General features: G+C 70.0%; 14 protein-coding genes. 13 read left to right on the plus strand and 1 reads right to left on the minus strand.

What is annotated here, in order from left to right:
* Window positions 1-9 precede the first annotated feature (9 nt).
* The 8 genes from hemQ (at window position 10) to ACYVL2_RS07815 (ending at window position 11,347) form a co-directional block, all read left to right on the plus strand.
* A complete protein-coding gene (hemQ, locus tag ACYVL2_RS07780) occupies window positions 10-723 on the plus strand; it encodes a hydrogen peroxide-dependent heme synthase (RefSeq protein ID WP_460541896.1) in 714 nt (237 codons plus the stop codon).
* A 3-nt stretch (window positions 724-726) separates the two neighbouring features.
* Complete coding sequence (locus ACYVL2_RS07785) at window positions 727-1,155, plus strand: S24/S26 family peptidase (protein WP_460541898.1); 429 nt, start codon at window positions 727-729, stop codon at window positions 1,153-1,155.
* A gap of 64 nt (window positions 1,156-1,219) precedes the next feature.
* Window positions 1,220-3,064, plus strand: coding sequence for a dihydroxy-acid dehydratase (ilvD, locus tag ACYVL2_RS07790; protein ID WP_460541899.1), 1,845 nt, complete (start codon window positions 1,220-1,222; stop codon window positions 3,062-3,064).
* A 349-nt stretch (window positions 3,065-3,413) separates the two neighbouring features.
* Entirely contained in the window at window positions 3,414-6,074 is a 2,661-nt protein-coding gene (locus ACYVL2_RS07795; RefSeq protein WP_460541901.1) for a putative bifunctional diguanylate cyclase/phosphodiesterase, read from the plus strand.
* Between the two features lie 266 nt (window positions 6,075-6,340).
* Complete coding sequence (locus ACYVL2_RS07800; protein WP_460541903.1) at window positions 6,341-8,203, plus strand: acetolactate synthase large subunit; 1,863 nt, start codon at window positions 6,341-6,343, stop codon at window positions 8,201-8,203.
* Window positions 8,203-8,721: an acetolactate synthase small subunit gene (ilvN, locus tag ACYVL2_RS07805; RefSeq protein ID WP_460541905.1), complete on the plus strand. Its 519-nt coding sequence runs from the start codon at window positions 8,203-8,205 to the stop codon at window positions 8,719-8,721. The genes ACYVL2_RS07800 and ilvN overlap by 1 nt, the downstream gene beginning before the upstream one ends.
* A 24-nt stretch (window positions 8,722-8,745) precedes the next feature.
* Window positions 8,746-9,756 carry an NADP-dependent ketol-acid reductoisomerase gene (gene ilvC, locus ACYVL2_RS07810; protein WP_460541907.1) on the plus strand — a complete coding sequence of 337 codons (1,011 nt, stop codon included), beginning with the start codon at window positions 8,746-8,748 and terminating at the stop codon, window positions 9,754-9,756.
* Window positions 9,757-9,880: 124 nt separating this feature from the next.
* Window positions 9,881-11,347, plus strand: a complete 1,467-nt coding sequence (locus ACYVL2_RS07815; protein ID WP_460541909.1) for an AAA family ATPase — start codon at window positions 9,881-9,883, stop codon at window positions 11,345-11,347.
* Window positions 11,348-11,410: 63 nt separating this feature from the next.
* Here ACYVL2_RS07815 and ACYVL2_RS07820 read toward each other — a convergent pair whose 3' ends face one another.
* Window positions 11,411-12,808: a cellulase family glycosylhydrolase gene (locus ACYVL2_RS07820; protein ID WP_460541911.1), complete on the minus strand. Its 1,398-nt coding sequence runs from the start codon at window positions 12,806-12,808 to the stop codon at window positions 11,411-11,413.
* Window positions 12,809-13,129: 321 nt separating this feature from the next.
* On the opposite strand from ACYVL2_RS07820, the gene ACYVL2_RS07825 reads away from it, so the two are divergent.
* From ACYVL2_RS07825 to ACYVL2_RS07845, 5 genes are read left to right on the plus strand one after another with little or no spacing between them, the layout of a single operon-like run.
* A complete protein-coding gene (locus ACYVL2_RS07825) occupies window positions 13,130-14,053 on the plus strand; it encodes a GHMP family kinase ATP-binding protein (RefSeq protein WP_460541913.1) in 924 nt (307 codons plus the stop codon).
* Window positions 14,025-14,954 carry a DMT family transporter gene (locus ACYVL2_RS07830; RefSeq protein ID WP_460541915.1) on the plus strand — a complete coding sequence of 310 codons (930 nt, stop codon included), beginning with the start codon at window positions 14,025-14,027 and terminating at the stop codon, window positions 14,952-14,954. The genes ACYVL2_RS07825 and ACYVL2_RS07830 overlap by 29 nt, the downstream gene beginning before the upstream one ends.
* Entirely contained in the window at window positions 14,951-15,952 is a 1,002-nt protein-coding gene (locus ACYVL2_RS07835; protein ID WP_460541917.1) for a pyridoxal-phosphate dependent enzyme, read from the plus strand. The genes ACYVL2_RS07830 and ACYVL2_RS07835 overlap by 4 nt, the downstream gene beginning before the upstream one ends.
* Window positions 15,939-16,706 (plus strand): alanyl-tRNA editing protein, encoded by a 768-nt coding sequence (locus tag ACYVL2_RS07840; protein WP_460541919.1) that lies wholly within the window; start codon window positions 15,939-15,941, stop codon window positions 16,704-16,706. The genes ACYVL2_RS07835 and ACYVL2_RS07840 overlap by 14 nt, the downstream gene beginning before the upstream one ends.
* 7 nt (window positions 16,707-16,713) lie before the next feature.
* Entirely contained in the window at window positions 16,714-17,859 is a 1,146-nt protein-coding gene (locus tag ACYVL2_RS07845) for a PLP-dependent aminotransferase family protein (RefSeq protein ID WP_460541921.1), read from the plus strand.
* Window positions 17,860-17,891: the final 32 nt, after the last annotated feature.

Genomic DNA, 17,891 nt, shown 5'->3' on the forward strand with positions numbered 1-17,891 from the left:
GGCCGCAAAGTGACAGAGCAGTCGAACAATCCGAATGCCCAGCGCATCAAGGAGCTGAACTCGACCATCCGCTACACGCTGTGGTCGGTCTTCCGCGTCGCCGAGCCGTTCCCGTCGATCAGGACCGACCTGATCCACGAGACCGAGTCGTACTTCGACAAGCACTGCGCCGACCTCGGCGTCACCGTGCGCGGCACCTACGACCTGACCGGGATGCGCGCCGACGCCGACCTGATGGTGTGGTGGCACGCCGAGTCCCCCGACCTGCTGCAGAAGGCCTACTCGGGGCTGCGCCGAACCGCCTTCGGCCGACACCTCGCCCCGGTGTGGTCGAACATGGCCGTGCACCGCCCCGCCGAGTTCAACCGCAGCCACATCCCCGCGTTCCTCGCCGACGAGCAGCCGCGCGACTACCTGTGCGTGTACCCGTTCGTGCGCTCCTACGAGTGGTACCTGCTGCCCGACGAGGAGCGCCGCGACATGCTCCGCGAGCACGGCCAGCAGGCCCGCGACTACCCGGACGTGCGGGCCAACACGGTCGCCTCGTTCGGCCTGGGCGACTACGAGTGGATCCTGGCCTTCGAGGCCGACGAGCTCCACCGCATCGTCGACCTCATGCGCGAGCTGCGCGCCTCCCGCGCCCGGCGGCACGTGCGCGAGGAGATCCCGTTCTTCACCGGCCGGCGCCGCGGTGTCGCCGACCTCGTCGACGACCTCCCCTGACCGGTGGAGGGCAACTGGTGGCTCAGCGCCCTCGCCGTCCTGGCCGCGGTGGCGCTGCTGGTCGAAGGGGTGCGCTGGCTGCGGCGGCAGTGGATGCTGGTGAACGTCGAGGGCGCCAGCATGGAGCCCGAGCTCCACGACGGCGACGAGGTGCTGGCCCGCCGCACCCGCCGGATCGCGACCGGCCAGATCGTCGTGGCCGCGGCCCCCGACCCGGAACTGGGCTGGGCCGAGGCGCGGAAGCGGCCGCGCGGCCCGTGGTGGGTCAAGCGCGTGGCCGCGGGGCCGGGGGAGCAGGTGCCGGGCTCGAACGACCGGGTGCCGGCGGGCCACTATTTCCTGCTCAGCGACAATCCCGCCGGCGACGACTCCCGCCGCCACGGCCCCTGCCCGGCGAACCTCGTCGCCGGTGTCATGATCCGAAAGTTCTGAACCCGCCGAGATCCCGGCGGGTGGGCGGTGGCTCCCAGCCACCGGGACGTGGCAGACTTGCAGGATGCCAGTGCTTCGATCTCGCACCTCCACACACGGCCGTCAGATGGCCGGCGCCCGCGCGCTGTGGCGCGCCACCGGCATGACCGACTCCGATTTCGGCAAACCGATCGTGGCCGTGGCCAACTCCTACACGCAGTTCGTGCCCGGGCACGTCCACCTCAAGGAGCTCGGCGGCATCGTCGCCGACGCCGTCGCCGAGGCCGGCGGCGTCGCCCGCGAGTTCCACACCATCGCCGTCGACGACGGCATCGCCATGGGCCACGGCGGCATGCTCTACTCGCTGCCCAGCCGTGAGATCATCGCCGACTCGGTCGAGTACATGGTCAACGCCCACTGCGCCGACGCCCTGGTCTGCATCTCCAACTGCGACAAGATCACCCCGGGCATGCTCATGGCCGCGATGCGGCTGAACATCCCGGTCGTCTTCGTCTCCGGCGGGCCCATGGAGGCCGGCAAGACCGTCGACGAGAACGGCGTGGTCACCCGCAAGCTCGACCTCATCGACGCGATGGTCGCCACCGCCGACGAGTCGGTCTCCGACGCCGAGATCGGCCGCCTCGAAGCCGACGCCTGCCCCACCTGCGGGTCCTGCTCGGGCATGTTCACGGCCAACTCCATGAACTGCCTGACCGAGGCCATCGGCCTGTCGCTGCCGGGCAACGGCTCGACCCTGGCCACCCACGCCGCCCGCAAGGCCCTCTTCAGCGAGGCCGGTCGCGTGGTGATGGACCTGGCCCGCAAGTACTACGAGGACGACGACGAGTCGGTCCTGCCGCGCAGCATCGCCGGCCACGCCGCGTTCGAGAACGCCATGGCCCTCGACGTGGCCATGGGCGGGTCGACCAACACCGTCCTGCACCTGCTCGCGGCCGCCCGCGAGGCCGGCCTCGAGTTCTCGGTGTCCGACATCGACGCGGTCTCCCGCCGCGTCCCGTGCGTGTGCAAGGTCGCCCCGAACTCGCAGCAGTTCCACATGGAGGACGTCCACCGCGCCGGCGGCATCCCCGCGATCCTCGGCGAGCTCCACCGCGGCGGCCTGCTCCACGACGACGTCCGCGCCGTCCACTCCGCGAGCCTCGACGAGTGGCTCTCCAAATGGGACATCCGTTCCGGCAGTGCGTCCCCCGAGGCGATCGAGCTGTTCCACGCCGCTCCCGGCAACGTCCGCACCACCGAGCCGTTCTCCACCGAGAACCGCTGGGCGAGCCTGGACACCGACGCCGAGAACGGCTGCATCCGCTCGGTCGAGCACGCCTACACCGCCGACGGCGGCCTGGCGGTCCTGTTCGGCAACCTCGCCGAGGACGGCTGCGTGGTCAAGACCGCCGGCGTCTCCGAGGACTGCCTGACCTTCTCCGGTCCCGCCCGGGTCTTCGAGTCCCAGGACGACGCCGTCCAGGGCATCCTCGACAAGACCGTCAAGGAGGGCGAGGTCGTCGTCATCCGCTACGAGGGCCCCAAGGGCGGCCCGGGCATGCAGGAGATGCTCTACCCGACCTCGTTCCTCAAGGGCCGCGGCATGGGCCGCAAGTGCGCGCTCATCACCGACGGCCGCTTCTCCGGCGGCACCTCCGGCCTGTCGATCGGCCACATCAGCCCCGAGGCCGCCGGCGGCGGCCTGATCGCGCTGGTCGAGGACGGCGACGTCATCGACATCGACATCCCGGCCCGCCGCATCGAGCTCAAGGTCGACGACGCGACCCTCACCGAGCGTCGCGTCGCCCAGGAGAAGCGCGACCGGCCCTACAGTCCGGCCGGACGCGACCGGGCCGTCTCGGCCGCGCTGCGCGCCTACGCCTCCATGGCCACCCCGGCCAGCGACGGCGCCGTCCGCAAGGTCGACTGAGACCGCACACGACGCACCGAGGCCGGGTCCTCCTCCGCGGGGACCCGGCCGCGCTGCGTCCGGGCCCCGGAAAATTGGCACATCCGGTTCTCCACGCCCGTCCGGCGCGCAACGCGCATCCATCGCCACCATTCCGTCACTCAAAGTACTGAGAGCCGCAAAGTCGCAGGTGAATTGCGGCATTTGCGGTTCTGCCTGTGACGCATCGTGGTTCGGCGGTCACCTCGCCGCGGCCGGAGGACACAAGGGAGGTGGACGCTCGATCGCGGCCTCTCGAGCCCAGGTTTCCTTTTGTCGACTTATACGGCATCCTGTAGAGCACGAGGGTTTCTAGGATTGGGCTCTGTGCATGTCGCCATCACCCCGCCGCACTCGACTGGTCATGTCGTGGATCGCGGCCACGGCCGTATGGTGCTCTGTCATATCGGCCGCCATCGTTACAGGACTGCGATCTTCCCCTGAGGGCCTCCACCAGGCGACCGCCGCCAGCCTCGGCAGCCTCGGCGCCGCCTGCGCCGGCCTGCTCATGTGGCGCACCGCCGCGAGCCTGCCGGCGATCCGTCGCGTCCCCTACCAGATCATGTCCGCCGGCATGCAGGTCACCGCCGGCACCGTCGCCGCCTCCTGCTGGATGCCGTCCGCGTCGGCCTCGCTGGCCGCCGGCATCGGCTTCACCGTCGCCATCGTGCTCTACGGCCTGGCCCTGCTGCGCCTGCCCGACGACCGCTGGGACGCCGCAGCCGTCCAACGCCGACTGATCGACGGCGCCTTCGTGGGCCTGTGCCTGCTGTTCGCCGTCTGGGTCCTGGTAGCCCGGCCCTGGCTGTCGGACTTCCGCGGCCACCTGACCAACGGCGACCTGGCCATCATCATCCCCGGCATGCTCGGCCTGGTCCTGTTCGGCATCGGCCTGACCACCACCTTCCGGCTCAACCGCTGGCGCCGCCGCCACGCCTTCGCCTACATGGCCGTCGCCGGCATCCACACCGGCTCGATGGCGCTGTTCACCACCTGGCAGTGGGGACGCCCGGCCGTGGCCACCCTGTGGTGGTCGGTCGCCTGGGTCGCCTCCTGCGCGGCCCTCCTCGGCGTCACCTACCTGGTCATGCGCCAGAAGCCCGCCATCGAGAAGCCCAACTACCCCTCGGTCCACTACGCGGTCATGGGCGGCGCCGCCGCCATGGTCGTGTTCGTGTTCCTCCAGAACGGCGCCACCGAGGGAGCGCTGCCGCTCGACGCGGCCCTGCTCGCGCTCGCCGCCGCCGGAGCCCTGGCCGCCCGGCTCGTCCTCACCCACTTCGACGTCCGCCGCGTCACCGCCGAGGCCGCCGACCGCCAGCGCCGCCTCAGCGCCATCGTCGGCGTCGCCTCCGACACCGTCCTGGTCCTCACCCCCGACCTCGTCGTCACCTGGCATCCCGAGGACTCGGCCTGGACGCCCGCCTGCGAGGCCGGCCGCTGCTTCGGCGCCGACTTCCTCGACCTGGTCCACCCCGACGACCGCCGCGGCGCCGCCGACCACCTGCGCGACCTCCTCGACGGCGCCAACGCCACCGGCCGGACGGCCCTCAAGGTCCGCATCCGCGACTCGGCCCGCCGCTGGCGGCACACCGAGACGATCGTGACCGACCTGCGCGGACAGCCCCAGGTGCGCGGCCTCGTCGCCCGCATGGAGGACGTCGGCGCCCGCCGCACCCTCGAGGCCGAGCTGGCCCGCATGGCCTACAGCGACCCGCTCACCGGCATGGCCAACCGCCGGGCCCTGCTGCAGAACCTCGAGGACGGCGTCGCCGCCGAGGAGCACCAGACCGCGCTGCTCCTGCTCGACCTCGACGGGTTCAAGAACGTCAACGACACCCGCGGCCACGACTTCGGTGACGAGCTGCTCGTGGAGGTCTCCCGGCGCGTCCGCGAGCTGCTGCGCCCCACCGACGTCGGGGCGCGCCTCGGCGGCGACGAGTTCGCGATCCTGCTGCGCGCCGACCGCTCCGAGGCCGTGGCCATGGCCGGCGACCTGGTCCGCAAGCTCGCCGAGCCGTACGAGTTCCACGACGGCTCCAGTACGGTCACCACCGGCTCGGTCGGCATCGCCACCGCCTCCTACGGGATCGAGGAGCCCGAGATCCTCCTGCGCAACGCCGACCTGGCGCTGCGGGCCGCCAAGCAGGCCGGCAAGAACCGCTACGAGACCTACGACGCCGAGTTCGACCGCCGGGTCCGGCGCCGCGACGAGCTGACGCAGGAGTTGCGCGGCGCGATCGCCCGCGACGAGCTGCGCCTGGAGCTGCAGCCGGTGTTCGCGCTGGCGGATCGGTCCATCGTCGGCGCCGAGGCGCTCCTGCGCTGGACCAACCCGAGGCTCGGCAAGGTCAGTCCCGGCGAGTTCATTCCCGCCGCGACCGAGGCCGGGCTGACGCAGGACCTCGCGGTGTGGGCGGTCGGCCGCGTCGCCGAGCAGCTGGCCGCGTGGCATTCCGAGGGCATCAAGACGTGGATCTCGGTGAACGTGTCGGTCAAGGAGCTGCACACGCACCGGTTCGCCACCGAGGTCACCACGGCGCTGTTCGCCGCCGGCGTCTCACCGTCCAGGCTGGTGCTGGAGGTGACCGAGCACGACTTCTCCCACCAGCTGAACACCTTGGTCGCCCAGTTGAAGGCCCTGCGCGGGGCCGGCGTGCGGATCGCCTTGGACGACTTCGGGTCCGGCTATTCCTCGCTGGGTCAGCTCGACCGGCTCCCGATCGACATCATCAAGATCGACCGCGACCTGATCGCCAAGGACGACGGCGGCGTCGGTCCGCTCGCCGAGGTCACCGTCGAGCTCGGCCGCCGCCTCGGCATGGACGTCATCGCCGAAGGGGTCGAGACCGACACGCAGTTGGAGGCCATGATCAAGGCCGAGGCGCCGCTCGTCCAGGGCTACCTGCTGGCCAAGCCGATGCCCGCCGACGAACTCACCGCCCGCCTCCGGGAGGGCCCCGAGGGCCCGTCCGCCATCACCGCGGCCTGAGGGCGCGACACGACGTCTCGGACTGTGAGAAAAGTTGACTCACGGGCCGGAATGATGCATGCTGGGGACGTGCCGAAGCAGAACTACCTCAAGCCAGCCGCCGCCATTCGCGCGCGGCTGCTCGTCGTAGTACTTATCTAGCGCACCGTCGTTTCTCCGTCGGTGCGCTCGCCCCGTGCGTCTTAGCACGCGGGCGATTTTTTCTGCCCGGGGAACGACGTCCCAGTGTCGACAGTCAGCGACTACTCCCAATTTGGACGAAGGACATGAGCACACCAGTGAAGGCACCGAAGCCAGGGCCGCAGCCCTCGAGCGCAGGGCCCGCCAGGCCGAAGGCTCCCAAGCCCGGCCCGCCGCAGAGCGCTCCCGCAGCCGCGCCCGTCGTCACCGGCGCGCAGGCCGTCGTGCGCGCCTTGGAGGAGCTCGAGGTCGAAGCCGTCTTCGGTATTCCCGGCGGCGCGATCCTCCCCGCCTACGATCCGCTCCTGGACTCGGTCAAGGTCCGCCACGTCCTCGTCCGCCACGAGCAGGGCGCCGGACACGCCGCCGCCGGATACGCGCTGGCCACCGGCAAGGTCGGCGTCTGCATGGCCACCTCCGGCCCCGGCGCGACCAACCTGGTCACGCCGCTGGCCGACGCCCACATGGACTCCGTCCCGATGGTCGCCATCACCGGCCAGGTCGCCTCGACCGCCATCGGCACCGACGCGTTCCAGGAGGCCGACATCCAGGGCATCACGATGCCCATCACCAAGCACTCCTACCTGGTCACCGACGCCGCCGACATCCCGCGGGTCCTGGCCGAGGCCTTCCACGTCGCCGCGACCGGCCGTCCCGGCCCGGTCCTGGTCGACGTCCCCAAGGACATCCTCAACGCGCGGGCCCCGTTCGTGTGGCCCCCGCGCATGGACCTGCCCGGCTACCGGCCGACCACGCAACCGCACGGCAAGCAGATCCGCGAGGCCGCCGCGCTCATCGCCGCCTCGCGCCGCCCCGTGCTCTACGTCGGCGGCGGCGTCATCAAGGCCGAGGCGCACACCGAACTGCTCGAGCTCGCCGAGCTGACCGGCGCGCCGGTGGTCACCACGCTCATGGCCCGCGGCGCCTTCCCCGACTCGCACCACCAGCATCTGGGCATGCCGGGCATGCACGGCACCGTCCCGGCCGTTCACGCGCTGCAGAAGGCCGACCTCATCGTCGCCCTCGGCGCCCGCTTCGACGACCGCGTCACCGGGAAGCTCTCGAGCTTCGCGCCCGAGGCCAAGATCGTCCACGTCGACATCGACCCCGCCGAGATCGGCAAGAACCGCGAGGCGGACGTGCCGATCGTCGGCGACTGCAAGGCCGCCATCGCCGCCATGACCGACTCCTACGCCGATCCCGGCAAGGAGCGCCTGAAGGCCTGGTGGGAGACGCTCGACGACCTGCGCGGGCGCTACCCGCTCGGCTACGAGGAGCACGGCCCCGAGCAGCTGCTCGCGCCGCAGCACGTCATCCAGCGGCTCGGCGAGCTCGCCGACGACGAGACGGTGTGGACCACCGGCGTCGGCCAGCACCAGATGTGGGCCAGCCAGTTCATCACCTACGACCGGCCCGGCACCTTCCTCAACTCGGGCGGCCTGGGCACCATGGGATTCGCCGTCCCGGCGGCCATGGGCGCCAAGCTCGGCCGCCCCGAGACGACCGTGTGGGCCATCGACGGCGACGGCTGCTTCCAGATGACCAACCAGGAGCTGGCCACCTGCGCCGTCGAGGGCATCCCGATCAAGGTCGCCGTCATCAACAACGGCAACCTCGGCATGGTCCGCCAGTGGCAGACCCTGTTCTACGACAAGCGCTACTCCAACACGAACCTGTCGACCCACCACAGCGACGCCTCGCCGCGGGTGCCGGACTTCGTGAAGCTCGCCGAGGCCCTCGGCTGCGTGGGCCTGCGCTGCGAGCGCGCCGACGAGGTCGACGAGATCATCAAGCAGGCCAACGCCATCAACGACCGGCCCGTGGTCGTCGACTTCGTCGTCGGCCCCGACGCCATGGTGTGGCCCATGGTCCCGGCGGGGGTCTCCAACGACGAGATCCTCTACGCCCGCGACGTGCGGCCCAACTTCGACGACGAGGGAGAGATCTGATGAGCAAGCACACCCTCTCGGTGCTCGTCGAGAACAAGCCCGGCGTCCTGGCCCGCGTGTCGGCGCTGTTCTCGCGGCGCGGCTTCAACATCGACTCGCTGGCCGTCGGCGAGACCGAGCACCCGGGCGTCAGCCGCATCACCATCGTGGTCGACGTCGAGGCCGGCTTCCTCGAGCAGGTCACCAAGCAGCTCAACAAGCTCATTCACGTGCTCAAGATCGTGGAGCTCGAACCGGACGCCTCCGTGCAGCGCGAACTGCTGCTGGTGAAGGTCCGCGCCGACGCCGCCACCCGCGGCCAGGTGATCGCCGCCGCCGGCCTGTTCAAGGCCCGCTCGGTCGACGTCACACCCGACACGGTCACCTTCGAGGTCACCGGGAACTCCGACAAGATCGAGTCGTTCCTCGAAGTCCTCGAACCGTTCGGGATCAAAGAGCTCGTCCAGTCGGGGACCGTCGCGCTCGGGCGCGGGGCCAAATCGATGGCCTCGCTGTCCCGCTTCGTCTCACCGAGCTAGTCAAGTAAGGAAGATAGAGAATCAATGTCCGCTGAAGTGTTCTACGACGACGACGCCGACCTCGCCCTGATCCAGGGCAAGAAGGTCGCCGTCCTCGGCTACGGCTCGCAGGGCCACGCCCACTCCCTGAGCCTCCGCGATTCCGGCGTCGAGGTCGCCATCGGCCTCCAGGAAGGCTCCAAGTCGCGTCCGAAGGCCGAGGAGGCGGGCCTGAAGGTGCTGACTCCGGCCGAGGCCACCGCGTGGGCCGACATCGTCATGATCCTGGTCCCCGACACCGTCCAGGCCAAACTCTACGCCGACGAGATCGCCCCCAACCTGAGCTCGGGCATGAGCCTGTTCTTCGGTCACGGCTTCAACATCCGCTACGAGCTGATCCAGCCCCCGGCCGACGTCAACGTCGCCATGGTGGCGCCGAAGGGACCCGGCCACATGGTCCGCCGCCAGTTCGTCGACGGCAAGGGCGTGCCCGCGCTGGTCGCCGTCGAGCAGGACCCGAGCGGTGACACCCAGGCGGTGGCGCTGGCCTACGCCAAGGCCATCGGCGGCACCCGCGCCGGCGTGCTGAAGACGACCTTCAAGGAGGAGACCGAGACCGACCTGTTCGGTGAGCAGGTCGTCCTGTGCGGCGGCACCGCCGAGCTCATCCGCGCCGGCTTCGAGACGCTCGTGGAGGCCGGTTACGCGCCGGAGGCGGCGTACTTCGAGTGCCTGCACGAGCTCAAGCTGATCGTGGACATGATCTACGAGGGCGGCCTGACCAACATGTGGTACTCCGTGTCGGACACCGCCGAGTACGGCGGCGTCTCGCGCGGCTCGCGCATCATCAACGACCAGACCCGCGCCGAGATGAAGCGCATCCTGGGCGAGATCCAGGACGGCTCCTTCGCCAAGGAGTGGGTCGCCGAGTCCGAGAAGCGCGAGAACTTCAAGAAGCTCCAGGCGGCTCAGACCGAAAGCGAGCTCGAAGAGGTCGGCAAGAAGATGCGCGACTTGATGCCGTGGGTGCAGCGGAAGATCACCGAAACCGCATAGCCGGACCGGCCGGCTCCGAAAACGACTGCCCCCGCCCTTCGAGGGCGGGGGCATTTCGCTGCTCGGATCGGATTTGTAGGGGTATAGTTTTATAAACTGTAGTCCTATAAATCTGGAGGGCCGCGTGGAGAAACCACCGGAGATGTTCGACCGCGAGTCCGAGTGGGCGGCGTTGGACCGATTCGTCTCCGACGACCGTCCGGGCGCGACGCTCGGTGTGGTTTCGGGCCGCAGGCGCCAGGGCAAGACGTTCCTGCTCGATGCCGTGGTGCGGGCGGCCGGGGGCTTCTACTTCGGGGCCACCGAGGCCGCCGACGCCGAGTCGCTTCGCCGGTTCGGCGATTCGCTCACCCGCTTCGCGAGGCCGATGACCGCCTTCCATTTCGCGGATTGGTTCGAGGCGATCGATGCGGTGCTCGCCCTCGGACGCGAGCGCCCGGTGCCCGTGGTCATCGACGAGTTTCCCTATCTGGTCCGCGCCAACTCCGAACTGCCGTCGATCCTTCAGCAGGCGTTCGGTCCGCTGCGCCCGGAACGGACGCAGTCTCAGACCCGACTGCTGCTGTGCGGCTCGGCGATGTCGTTCATGGGCCGACTCCTGTCGGGTGGCGCTCCCCTGCGCGGCAGAGCCGGCCTCGAATTGCTCGTGCAGCCGCTCGACTACCGCCTGGCGGCCGAGTTCTGGCAGATCGACGAGCCCGCGCTCGCGGTGCGCGCCCACGCGATCGTCGGCGGAACGCCGGCCTACCCCAACGAGTTCCTGCGCGGCGACGCCCCGCGCGGCCTCGACGACTTCGACGACTGGGTGGTGCGGACGGTGCTCAATCCCCAGACGCCGCTGTTTCGAGAAGGCCGCTACCTGCTCGCCGAAGAGGCCGACGTGCGGGACCCGGCACTCTACCTCTCGGTGCTCTCGGCCGTGGCCGACGGCAACGCCACTCGCAACGGCATCGCCGCCTACCTCGCACGCAAAGCCGTGGACATCGCCCACCCGCTCCAAGTGCTGGAGGACATAGGACTCCTGCGCCGTGACGCCGACGCCTTCAGGAAGAACCGCTCCGCATACCGCATCGCGGAGCCGCTGATCGCCTTCTACGCCGGGATCATGCGGCCCCAATGGGACCAGTTGCAGCGGCCCGGCATGGCGGAGCGGGTCTGGGGCGCGAGCCGGCACCGGTTCGCGAGCAAGATCCTGGGACCGCATTTCGAACAGCTCTGCCGCGATTGGGCGCTGTACCACGCCGACCCCGAGCTGTTCGGCGGCCTGCCCACGACCGTGGCCAGCGGTGTGGTCAACGATCCGGCCGCCAAGACCTCGCACGAAGTGGACGTGGCCGTGATCGCCGCGGCTGACGGCGCCCGCCCGCGTCTGCTCGCGATCGGCGAGTCGAAATGGCAGGACGTGATGGGGCGGGCGCACCTCGAACGGCTCGAACACGTCCGGGCTCTGCTGCGGGCCTCGGGAAGGTTCGACACCACCTCGACGCGGCTGCTGTGCCTGTCCGGATCCGGTTTCAGCGATCGTCTGACCGGGCTTGCCGCGGAACGGGACGATCTCCGACTGGTCGAACTGACCGACCTCTACGGGTGAGTCGTCCGTACGGGTGGCACGCGAGCGGGCCGGGGAGTCGAACGACTCCCCGGCCCGCGGGTGTTACCTCAGGTTCTCCACGACGAATGGCGCGTGGCCGTGGAGGTAGTCGTCCCATCCGCCGGTGACGGGCGCACCGCTGGACAGGAGGTTGGTCGTGTCGGAGCCGACGTCGAGCTTCCAGGCCGTCCAGGAGACGCCGTTGGCGCTCATCCAGTCGATCCAGCGCTGGGCCTCGTCGTAGCAGGCCCGGCCGTCGAGGCCGCCGTCGGCGTGGCTGGCGCCCCACTCGGTGACGAACAGGGCCAGGCCGGCGTTGATGGCGGTGTCGGCCTTGTCGCGCAGGTACTGGTCGTGGGTGCACGAGTAGAAGTGCAGCGTGTACATCAGGTTCGTGCCCGAGACCGGGTTGCGGGCGGCGACGTCGACGTCCTGCGACCAGGTCGGGGAGCCGAGCACGATGATGTTGTCGGGGTCCTGGGACCTGATCGAGGAGACGACGGCCTCGTGGTAGGGCTTGACGTCGTTGTCCCAGGAGGCCTGCTCCGGTTCGTTGTAGGGCTCCCAGATGACGTTCGGCAGGTGGCCGTAGCGGCTCGCGAGGTCGGAGAAGAAGTTCACCGCCTCGGCCTGGTGGTGGTGCGCCTCGTGCGCGTGGAAGTCGACGATGACGTAGACGCCGGCGTCCACCGCGTTGTTGATGATGGTCTCGACCTGCTGGCGCGACCAGGCCGGGTCGGAGAGGTAGGCGCCTTCGGGCTCGACGCCCATGGCGGCCCGGAAGACGTCGATGTTCCAGTTGTCGCGCATCCACTCCAGTGCGGACCGGTTCTGGGCGTACGGCTGGGTCTGCCAGTGCAGCCACATGCTCGAGATGCCCTTGAGCTGGACTTGGTTGTTGTGCTGGTCGCACATGTTGGTGCCGCAGACGTGGAGCTGACCGTGCTGTTCGACCGGCGTGCCGGACGGGGCCGGGTCGGTCGGTTCCGGCTCTGTCGGCTCGGGTTCCGTCGGGTCGGGCTCGGTCGGATCCGGGTCGACCTGGCCGTCGCAGGCGACACCGTTGATGGTGACGTTGGTGATGTCGCCGGAGCTGCCGTTCGCGGTGAAGCCGAACACCTCACGGGTCTGGCCGGAGGAGACCGACCCGTTCCAGCCCGTGTCGCTGGCGGTGAAGTGCGAGCCGTTGAGCGACTGGTCCGAGACGTTCCAGGCGCTGACGCTGGAGACGTCGCCGGTGAAGTCCCACTCGATCGTCCAGCCGTCGATCGGGTCTCCGGCGGTGATGCTGATGTTCGCCTGGAAGCCCGAGCCCCAGTCGTTGACGACGTTGTAGTCGACTTCGCAGCCGGGCTCGGCGTTCGCGCTGCCAGCGGCGACGATCGTCAGCGCGCCGGCGCCGAGCGCGGCGACTGCCGCGCCCGCGACCGCCAGGCGCCGCCTTCGAGTTGCTTGCGTCATTCGTTAGCCTTCGTTCTTCTCGGTTGCCAGCCGGTCCAGCGGCTGTCGGGGCGAGGTTCTGTTGCGCTCGTTCGAGCATCGGTGTCGGGTCGGTCTCGACGAGGGGAACGCTCCCACTCTTCATATCGAAGTTTGCCAATCTTTTTCCGACAAGTCAAGGGCCCGCCGCGACCGGATCGGCCGGCGCCGCCCGGGGAGTTGTCGCGCAACAACCCTCGCGCATTGGCGACAACTCCGGCGTTTCGTACTGTAGGTGGCGGACCCGGCATCCCGCCGCGGCTCCGGGCCCCAGGGCCCTCCACCCAGGTTGAGGAACGGCCGATGTCAGTCACGGGAACCCCCGGCACGAGCTGGGGCCCCAGGATTCACGGCACCTTCGGAGAACTGCTGCAAGGCTATGTGGGCGAACGGGAGACCTGGCGGCACTTCCTCGTGACCGCCCCGGTCACCGAGAAGTGGGCCCGCGCGCGCGTCGAGTTCGGACGCGGCGGCGAGCCCACCGTCGACCCTCCCGATCGGACCCTCGCGCTGCGCATGCTCGCCGCCCTGTGCGACCGCGCCGGACTGGATGCGGCCGGGGCGCGGCTGACCATCGAGAGCACCATCCCGGTCGGGCGCGGCATGGCCTCCTCGACCGCCGACGTCATGGCCACCGCCCGGGCCCTCCAGCTGGCCTTCCCCGGCCGGATCGACGAGGCCGACATCCGCGCCTGCGCCCGCGAGATCGAATACGGCGACGAGGTGCTCTCGTTCGGCATCAGCTCCTGCCACCAACGCGAGCACGAGCGCGTCCGCACCTACGAGACGGACCTGCGCCTTCTGGTCCTCGGCATCGACGAAGGCTACGAGGTCAGCACCGACCTGCTCCACGAGCAGCTCACCGAAGTGGAGATCCACGCCCTCGAATACGCCCGCCTGTGGGACGAGATCGACACCGCGCTGCGCGAGAGCGACCCCGCCGCGGTCGGCCGGGTCGCCACCCGCAGCGCCGAGCTGTTCAACGACGTCAACCCCAAGAAGACCTGGTCGATGATGACCGAGATCGGCGCGGCCTCGGAGTCCCTCGGCATCGTCGCCGCGCACTCGGGCTCGGTCATCGGCCTGCTGTTCACCGGCCACGACCCCGACCACGCGCGCAAGATCGTCTCGGCCTCGCGGGCGCTGGCCGCCGAGCAGTTCCCCGTCAACCTGTTCTCGATCGCCGATGGAGGCCCCGGTGGCTCAGGCCGTCAGCATCGCTCCTGACCGCACCCGGCGGCTGCGCGCCTCGACCCTGGTCGTGGTCGCGGTGGCCTTCCTCGCCCTCAGCGGCGTGCTGGTGCGCTGGAGCGAGGTGGGTCCGGCGGCCACCGGCGGTTGGCGCGCGCTTCTGGCGATCCCGATCCTGTGGGTCACCGCGATCATCGCCGGGCGGCGCCGCGACGGCGAGGAGCCCGCGGCGAAGGCCAGGGCGACCGGGGCCGACAACCTGTGGATCGTCCTGTCCGGCGTCTTCCTCGGCGCCGACCTGATCCTGTGGCACATCTCGTTCGACTACACCTCGCTGGGGGAGTCGAACCTGCTGGCGAACCTGGTGCCGTTCATCGCCGCGCCGCTGAGCGTGCTGCTGTTCGGCGAGCGCATCCCCGCGCGGGTCCTGTGGCCGGCCCTCATCGCCTGCGGCGGACTCTACGTGCTGCTGCTCGGCGGCAGCGGCTTCGAAGGCGACCACTTCTTCGGCAACCTGCTGGCGATGCTGACCGCGTTCTTCTACGCGGCGTTCCTGCTGTCGGTCAAGCACCTTCGCCGGCGCCTGGACTCGACGTACATCATGATGCGCGGCAGCGTCTTCACCGGCCTGACGTGTCTGGCCGCGGGCCTGGTGCTCGGCGAGCCGCTGCTCCCGACGAGCCTGGCCGGGGTCGGCGTCCTGGTGGTCCTGGCCTTCACCGCGCAGGTCATGGGCCAGTCGCTCATGGCGCACGCCATCGTGGACCTGCGGCTGCCGGTCGCGGTCGTGCTGGTGCTGCTGCAGCCGGTCATCGCCTCGCTCTACGGACTGGCGTTCTTCGGAGAGACGCTCTCCGCCCTGCAAATCCTCGGCATGGCCGCGGTCCTGGTCTCGATCTACTGGGTCCGCCTGATCCTGGAGGGTCAATCGAAGTGACGGGCATCGAAACCACCGGTCCGGGCGGCGCGGTCGCCCTCGACGGGCCGCCGACCGGACCGGCGCGCGCGGCGGCGGTCATGGAGCGCCTCTGCGATCTCGACGTGATCGCCCTGGGCCCCATCGGCTCCGGCGGGGTCGAGGTCGACGCGGTCTTCGGCTCGCCGGCCACCGAGTCGAGCTTCAAGTCGATCCTCGGGCTCGGCCTGCTGCTCCTGGCGCGGGAGCGCGGCGAGCTGTCCGAGGGCCAGACGGTGATCGAGTCGACCTCGGGTTCGCTCGGGGTGGGCCTGTCGGCGGCCGGCCGGCTGCTGGGGCATCCGATCGTCCTCGTCTCGGACGTGAACATGCCTCCGATCACGCAGCGCAAGATCGAGCTGCTGGGAGCCCGGCTGCACCTGGTCGACCGGCCGCACCCCGACGGCGGCTTCCAATTGTCGCGCGACGAGAAGGTCCGGTCGCTCCTCGACGAACACCCCGACTGGTATTGGACGCGCCAGAACGACTCGCCGCTCAATCCGGAGACCTATCGGCGATTCCTGGTGCCGCGACTGCTGCCGAAAATCGTCGCGCGCGACTATTCGGCCGGCATATTCTGCGTCGGCAGCGGCGGCCATTTCTCAGCTTTCTCAGCAGTGCTCGATTCGCTCGGCATTCCCTCCTATGTCGCCGACCGGGCCGGCTCGACCACGTTCGGCGGCGAGCCCGCTCCGAGCCGGATTCGCGGCTCCGGCAACCAGCACGGGGTGCCGGGGGTGATCGCCGCGGCCATGGGTAGGGTGAAGGGCGTATTCGAGGTCGCCGAGGTCGACGCGTACGCGGCCGTTCGCGATCTGGCGCGACGAGGAGTCCACGTCGGTCCTTCCTCGGGAGTCTGCTGGAGCGGCGCATTCGAACTCGCGGACACGCTCAATGAAGGAAGAATTCTCACTTTCTTTCCCGACCGGGGCGAGCTCTATGGACCGGAGCTATTGGAGATTCCCGATGACGCAGCCTGAATCGCAGATCGCCGCTTTCACCGCCCTGTCCCGCACCGAGAAGCTCTATCACCACGAGCCGAGGGCGACCGAATGCGAGGCCACGGTCGTCCGCCGCCGCGGGAACCTCGTCGCACTCGACCGGACCCTGTTCTACGCCGAATCCGGCGGCCAGGTCGCCGACCACGGCCGGATCGACGACTACCGGGTCGTCGACGTCAAGAAGGTCGGCGGACGCCCCTTCCAGCTGCCCAACGGCGAGATCGTCAACGTCGACACCGTCTTCGTCCACACCCTCGACCACCCCGAGGACGAGATCGCGCTCGAGGAGGGCCGGCAGGTCACCTGCCACCTCGACTGGGACCGCCGGTTCCGCAACATGCAGATGCACACCCTCGCCCACCTGCTGTTCACCGCCGTCGGCGAGGTGCTCGCCCAGCGCGGAGCCGAACGCCACACCCTCGGCTGCTTCATCGAAGGCGAGCGCGCGCGCTTCGACTTCTACAACGAGATCACCCCCGAGGACGTCCCGGTGGTCCTCGAATGGATCAACGACCGCCTCGCCAAGGGCGGCACCGCGACCGTCACCCCGATCGAAGGGGCCGACGACGCCCTGCTGTGGCAGCTGGAGGACATCTCCATCCCCTGCGGCGGCACCCACGTCAACGACCTCACCGAGATCACCGGCCGCGTCGACGTCAAGCGCCGCACCAAAGGCCGCGGCAAGATCCGCATGACCGTCACCCTCGACCGGGACGCGCCGCCGTCCCCCTAGGAGAGCCATGGACGCACCCCGCTTCGCCACCGCCGCCATCCACGCCGGACACCGCCCCGACGAATCGACCGGCGCGGTCAACGTCCCCATCTACCTGTCCTCGACGTTCGCCCAGGACGGCTGCGGCGTCCCGCGCGGCGGATACGACTACGCCCGCACCGGCAATCCCACCCGCGCCGCCCTCGAAGCCAAGCTCGCGGCCCTGGAAGGCGGACGCCACGGACTGGCGTTCGCCTCCGGGCTCGCGGCCGTCGACTGCGCGCTGCGCGCCCTCCTGCGCCCCGGCGACCACGTCGTGATCCCCGACGACGCCTACAGCGGCACCTTCCGCCTGCTGCGCGGCGTCCTCACCGACTGGCGCATCGACCACACCGCCGTGCCCGCCGGCGACCTGGAGGCGCTGGCTTCCGCCGTCGGGGAACGCACCCGCCTGGTCTGGCTCGAGAGCCCCACCAATCCTTCGCTGTCGATCCTCGACATCGAGGCGGCCGCCGAGTCCGCCCGCTCCCGCGGCGCCCGCGTCGCGGTCGACAACACCTTCGCCTCGCCCTACCTGCAACGGCCTCTCGCGCTCGGCGCCGATCTCGTGATCCACTCGACCACCAAGTACCTCGGCGGCCACTCCGACGTCCTCGGCGGCGCCCTGATCACCGACGACGCCGAGCTCCACGCGGCCTGCAAGTACCTGCAGAACGCCGCCGGGGCCGTGCCCGGCCCGCTCGACTGCTACCTGACCGACCGCGGCGTCAAGACCCTCCCGGTCCGCATGGAACGCCACTGCGACAACGCCGAAGCCGTCGCCGAGTACCTGTGCTCGCGCAGCGAGGTCGCCGCGGTCCGCTACCCGGGACTGGCCGACCACCCCGGCCACGCGGTCGCCGCCAAGCAGATGCGCCGCTTCGGCGGCATGGTCGCCTTCGACCTGGGCGACGCCGGGGCCGCCCGCAAATTCTGCGAGGCCACCTCCTACTTCACGCTCGGCGAATCGCTCGGCGGCGTCGAATCGCTCATCGAGCACCCGCACAGCATGACCCACGCCTCCGCCAACCGCACCGCGCTGGAGACCCCGCCGGGCCTCATCCGGCTCTCGGTCGGCATCGAAGACCACGACGACCTGCTGGACGATCTCGAGCGCGCCTTCGCGAACATCTGACCCGGTCCCCGCCGGAACCCAGAGAAAGGAAG

Source organism: Glycomyces halotolerans (assembly GCF_054779575.1).

Excerpts from the sequence above, each read along its gene's own strand:
- ACYVL2_RS07845 (WP_460541921.1), top strand. The coding sequence starts at position 16,714 with ATGGACGCACCCCGCTTCGCCACCGCCGCCATCCACGCCGGACACCGC.
- ilvN (WP_460541905.1), top strand. The coding sequence starts at position 8,203 with ATGAGCAAGCACACCCTCTCGGTGCTCGTCGAGAACAAGCCCGGCGTC.
- ACYVL2_RS07825 (WP_460541913.1), top strand. The coding sequence starts at position 13,130 with ATGTCAGTCACGGGAACCCCCGGCACGAGCTGGGGCCCCAGGATTCAC.
- ACYVL2_RS07840 (WP_460541919.1), top strand. The coding sequence starts at position 15,939 with ATGACGCAGCCTGAATCGCAGATCGCCGCTTTCACCGCCCTGTCCCGC.
- ACYVL2_RS07820 (WP_460541911.1), bottom strand. The coding sequence starts at position 12,808 with ATGACGCAAGCAACTCGAAGGCGGCGCCTGGCGGTCGCGGGCGCGGCA.
- ilvD (WP_460541899.1), top strand. The coding sequence starts at position 1,220 with ATGCCAGTGCTTCGATCTCGCACCTCCACACACGGCCGTCAGATGGCC.
- ACYVL2_RS07800 (WP_460541903.1), top strand. The coding sequence starts at position 6,341 with ATGAGCACACCAGTGAAGGCACCGAAGCCAGGGCCGCAGCCCTCGAGC.
- ilvC (WP_460541907.1), top strand. The coding sequence starts at position 8,746 with ATGTCCGCTGAAGTGTTCTACGACGACGACGCCGACCTCGCCCTGATC.
- ACYVL2_RS07795 (WP_460541901.1), top strand. The coding sequence starts at position 3,414 with ATGTCGCCATCACCCCGCCGCACTCGACTGGTCATGTCGTGGATCGCG.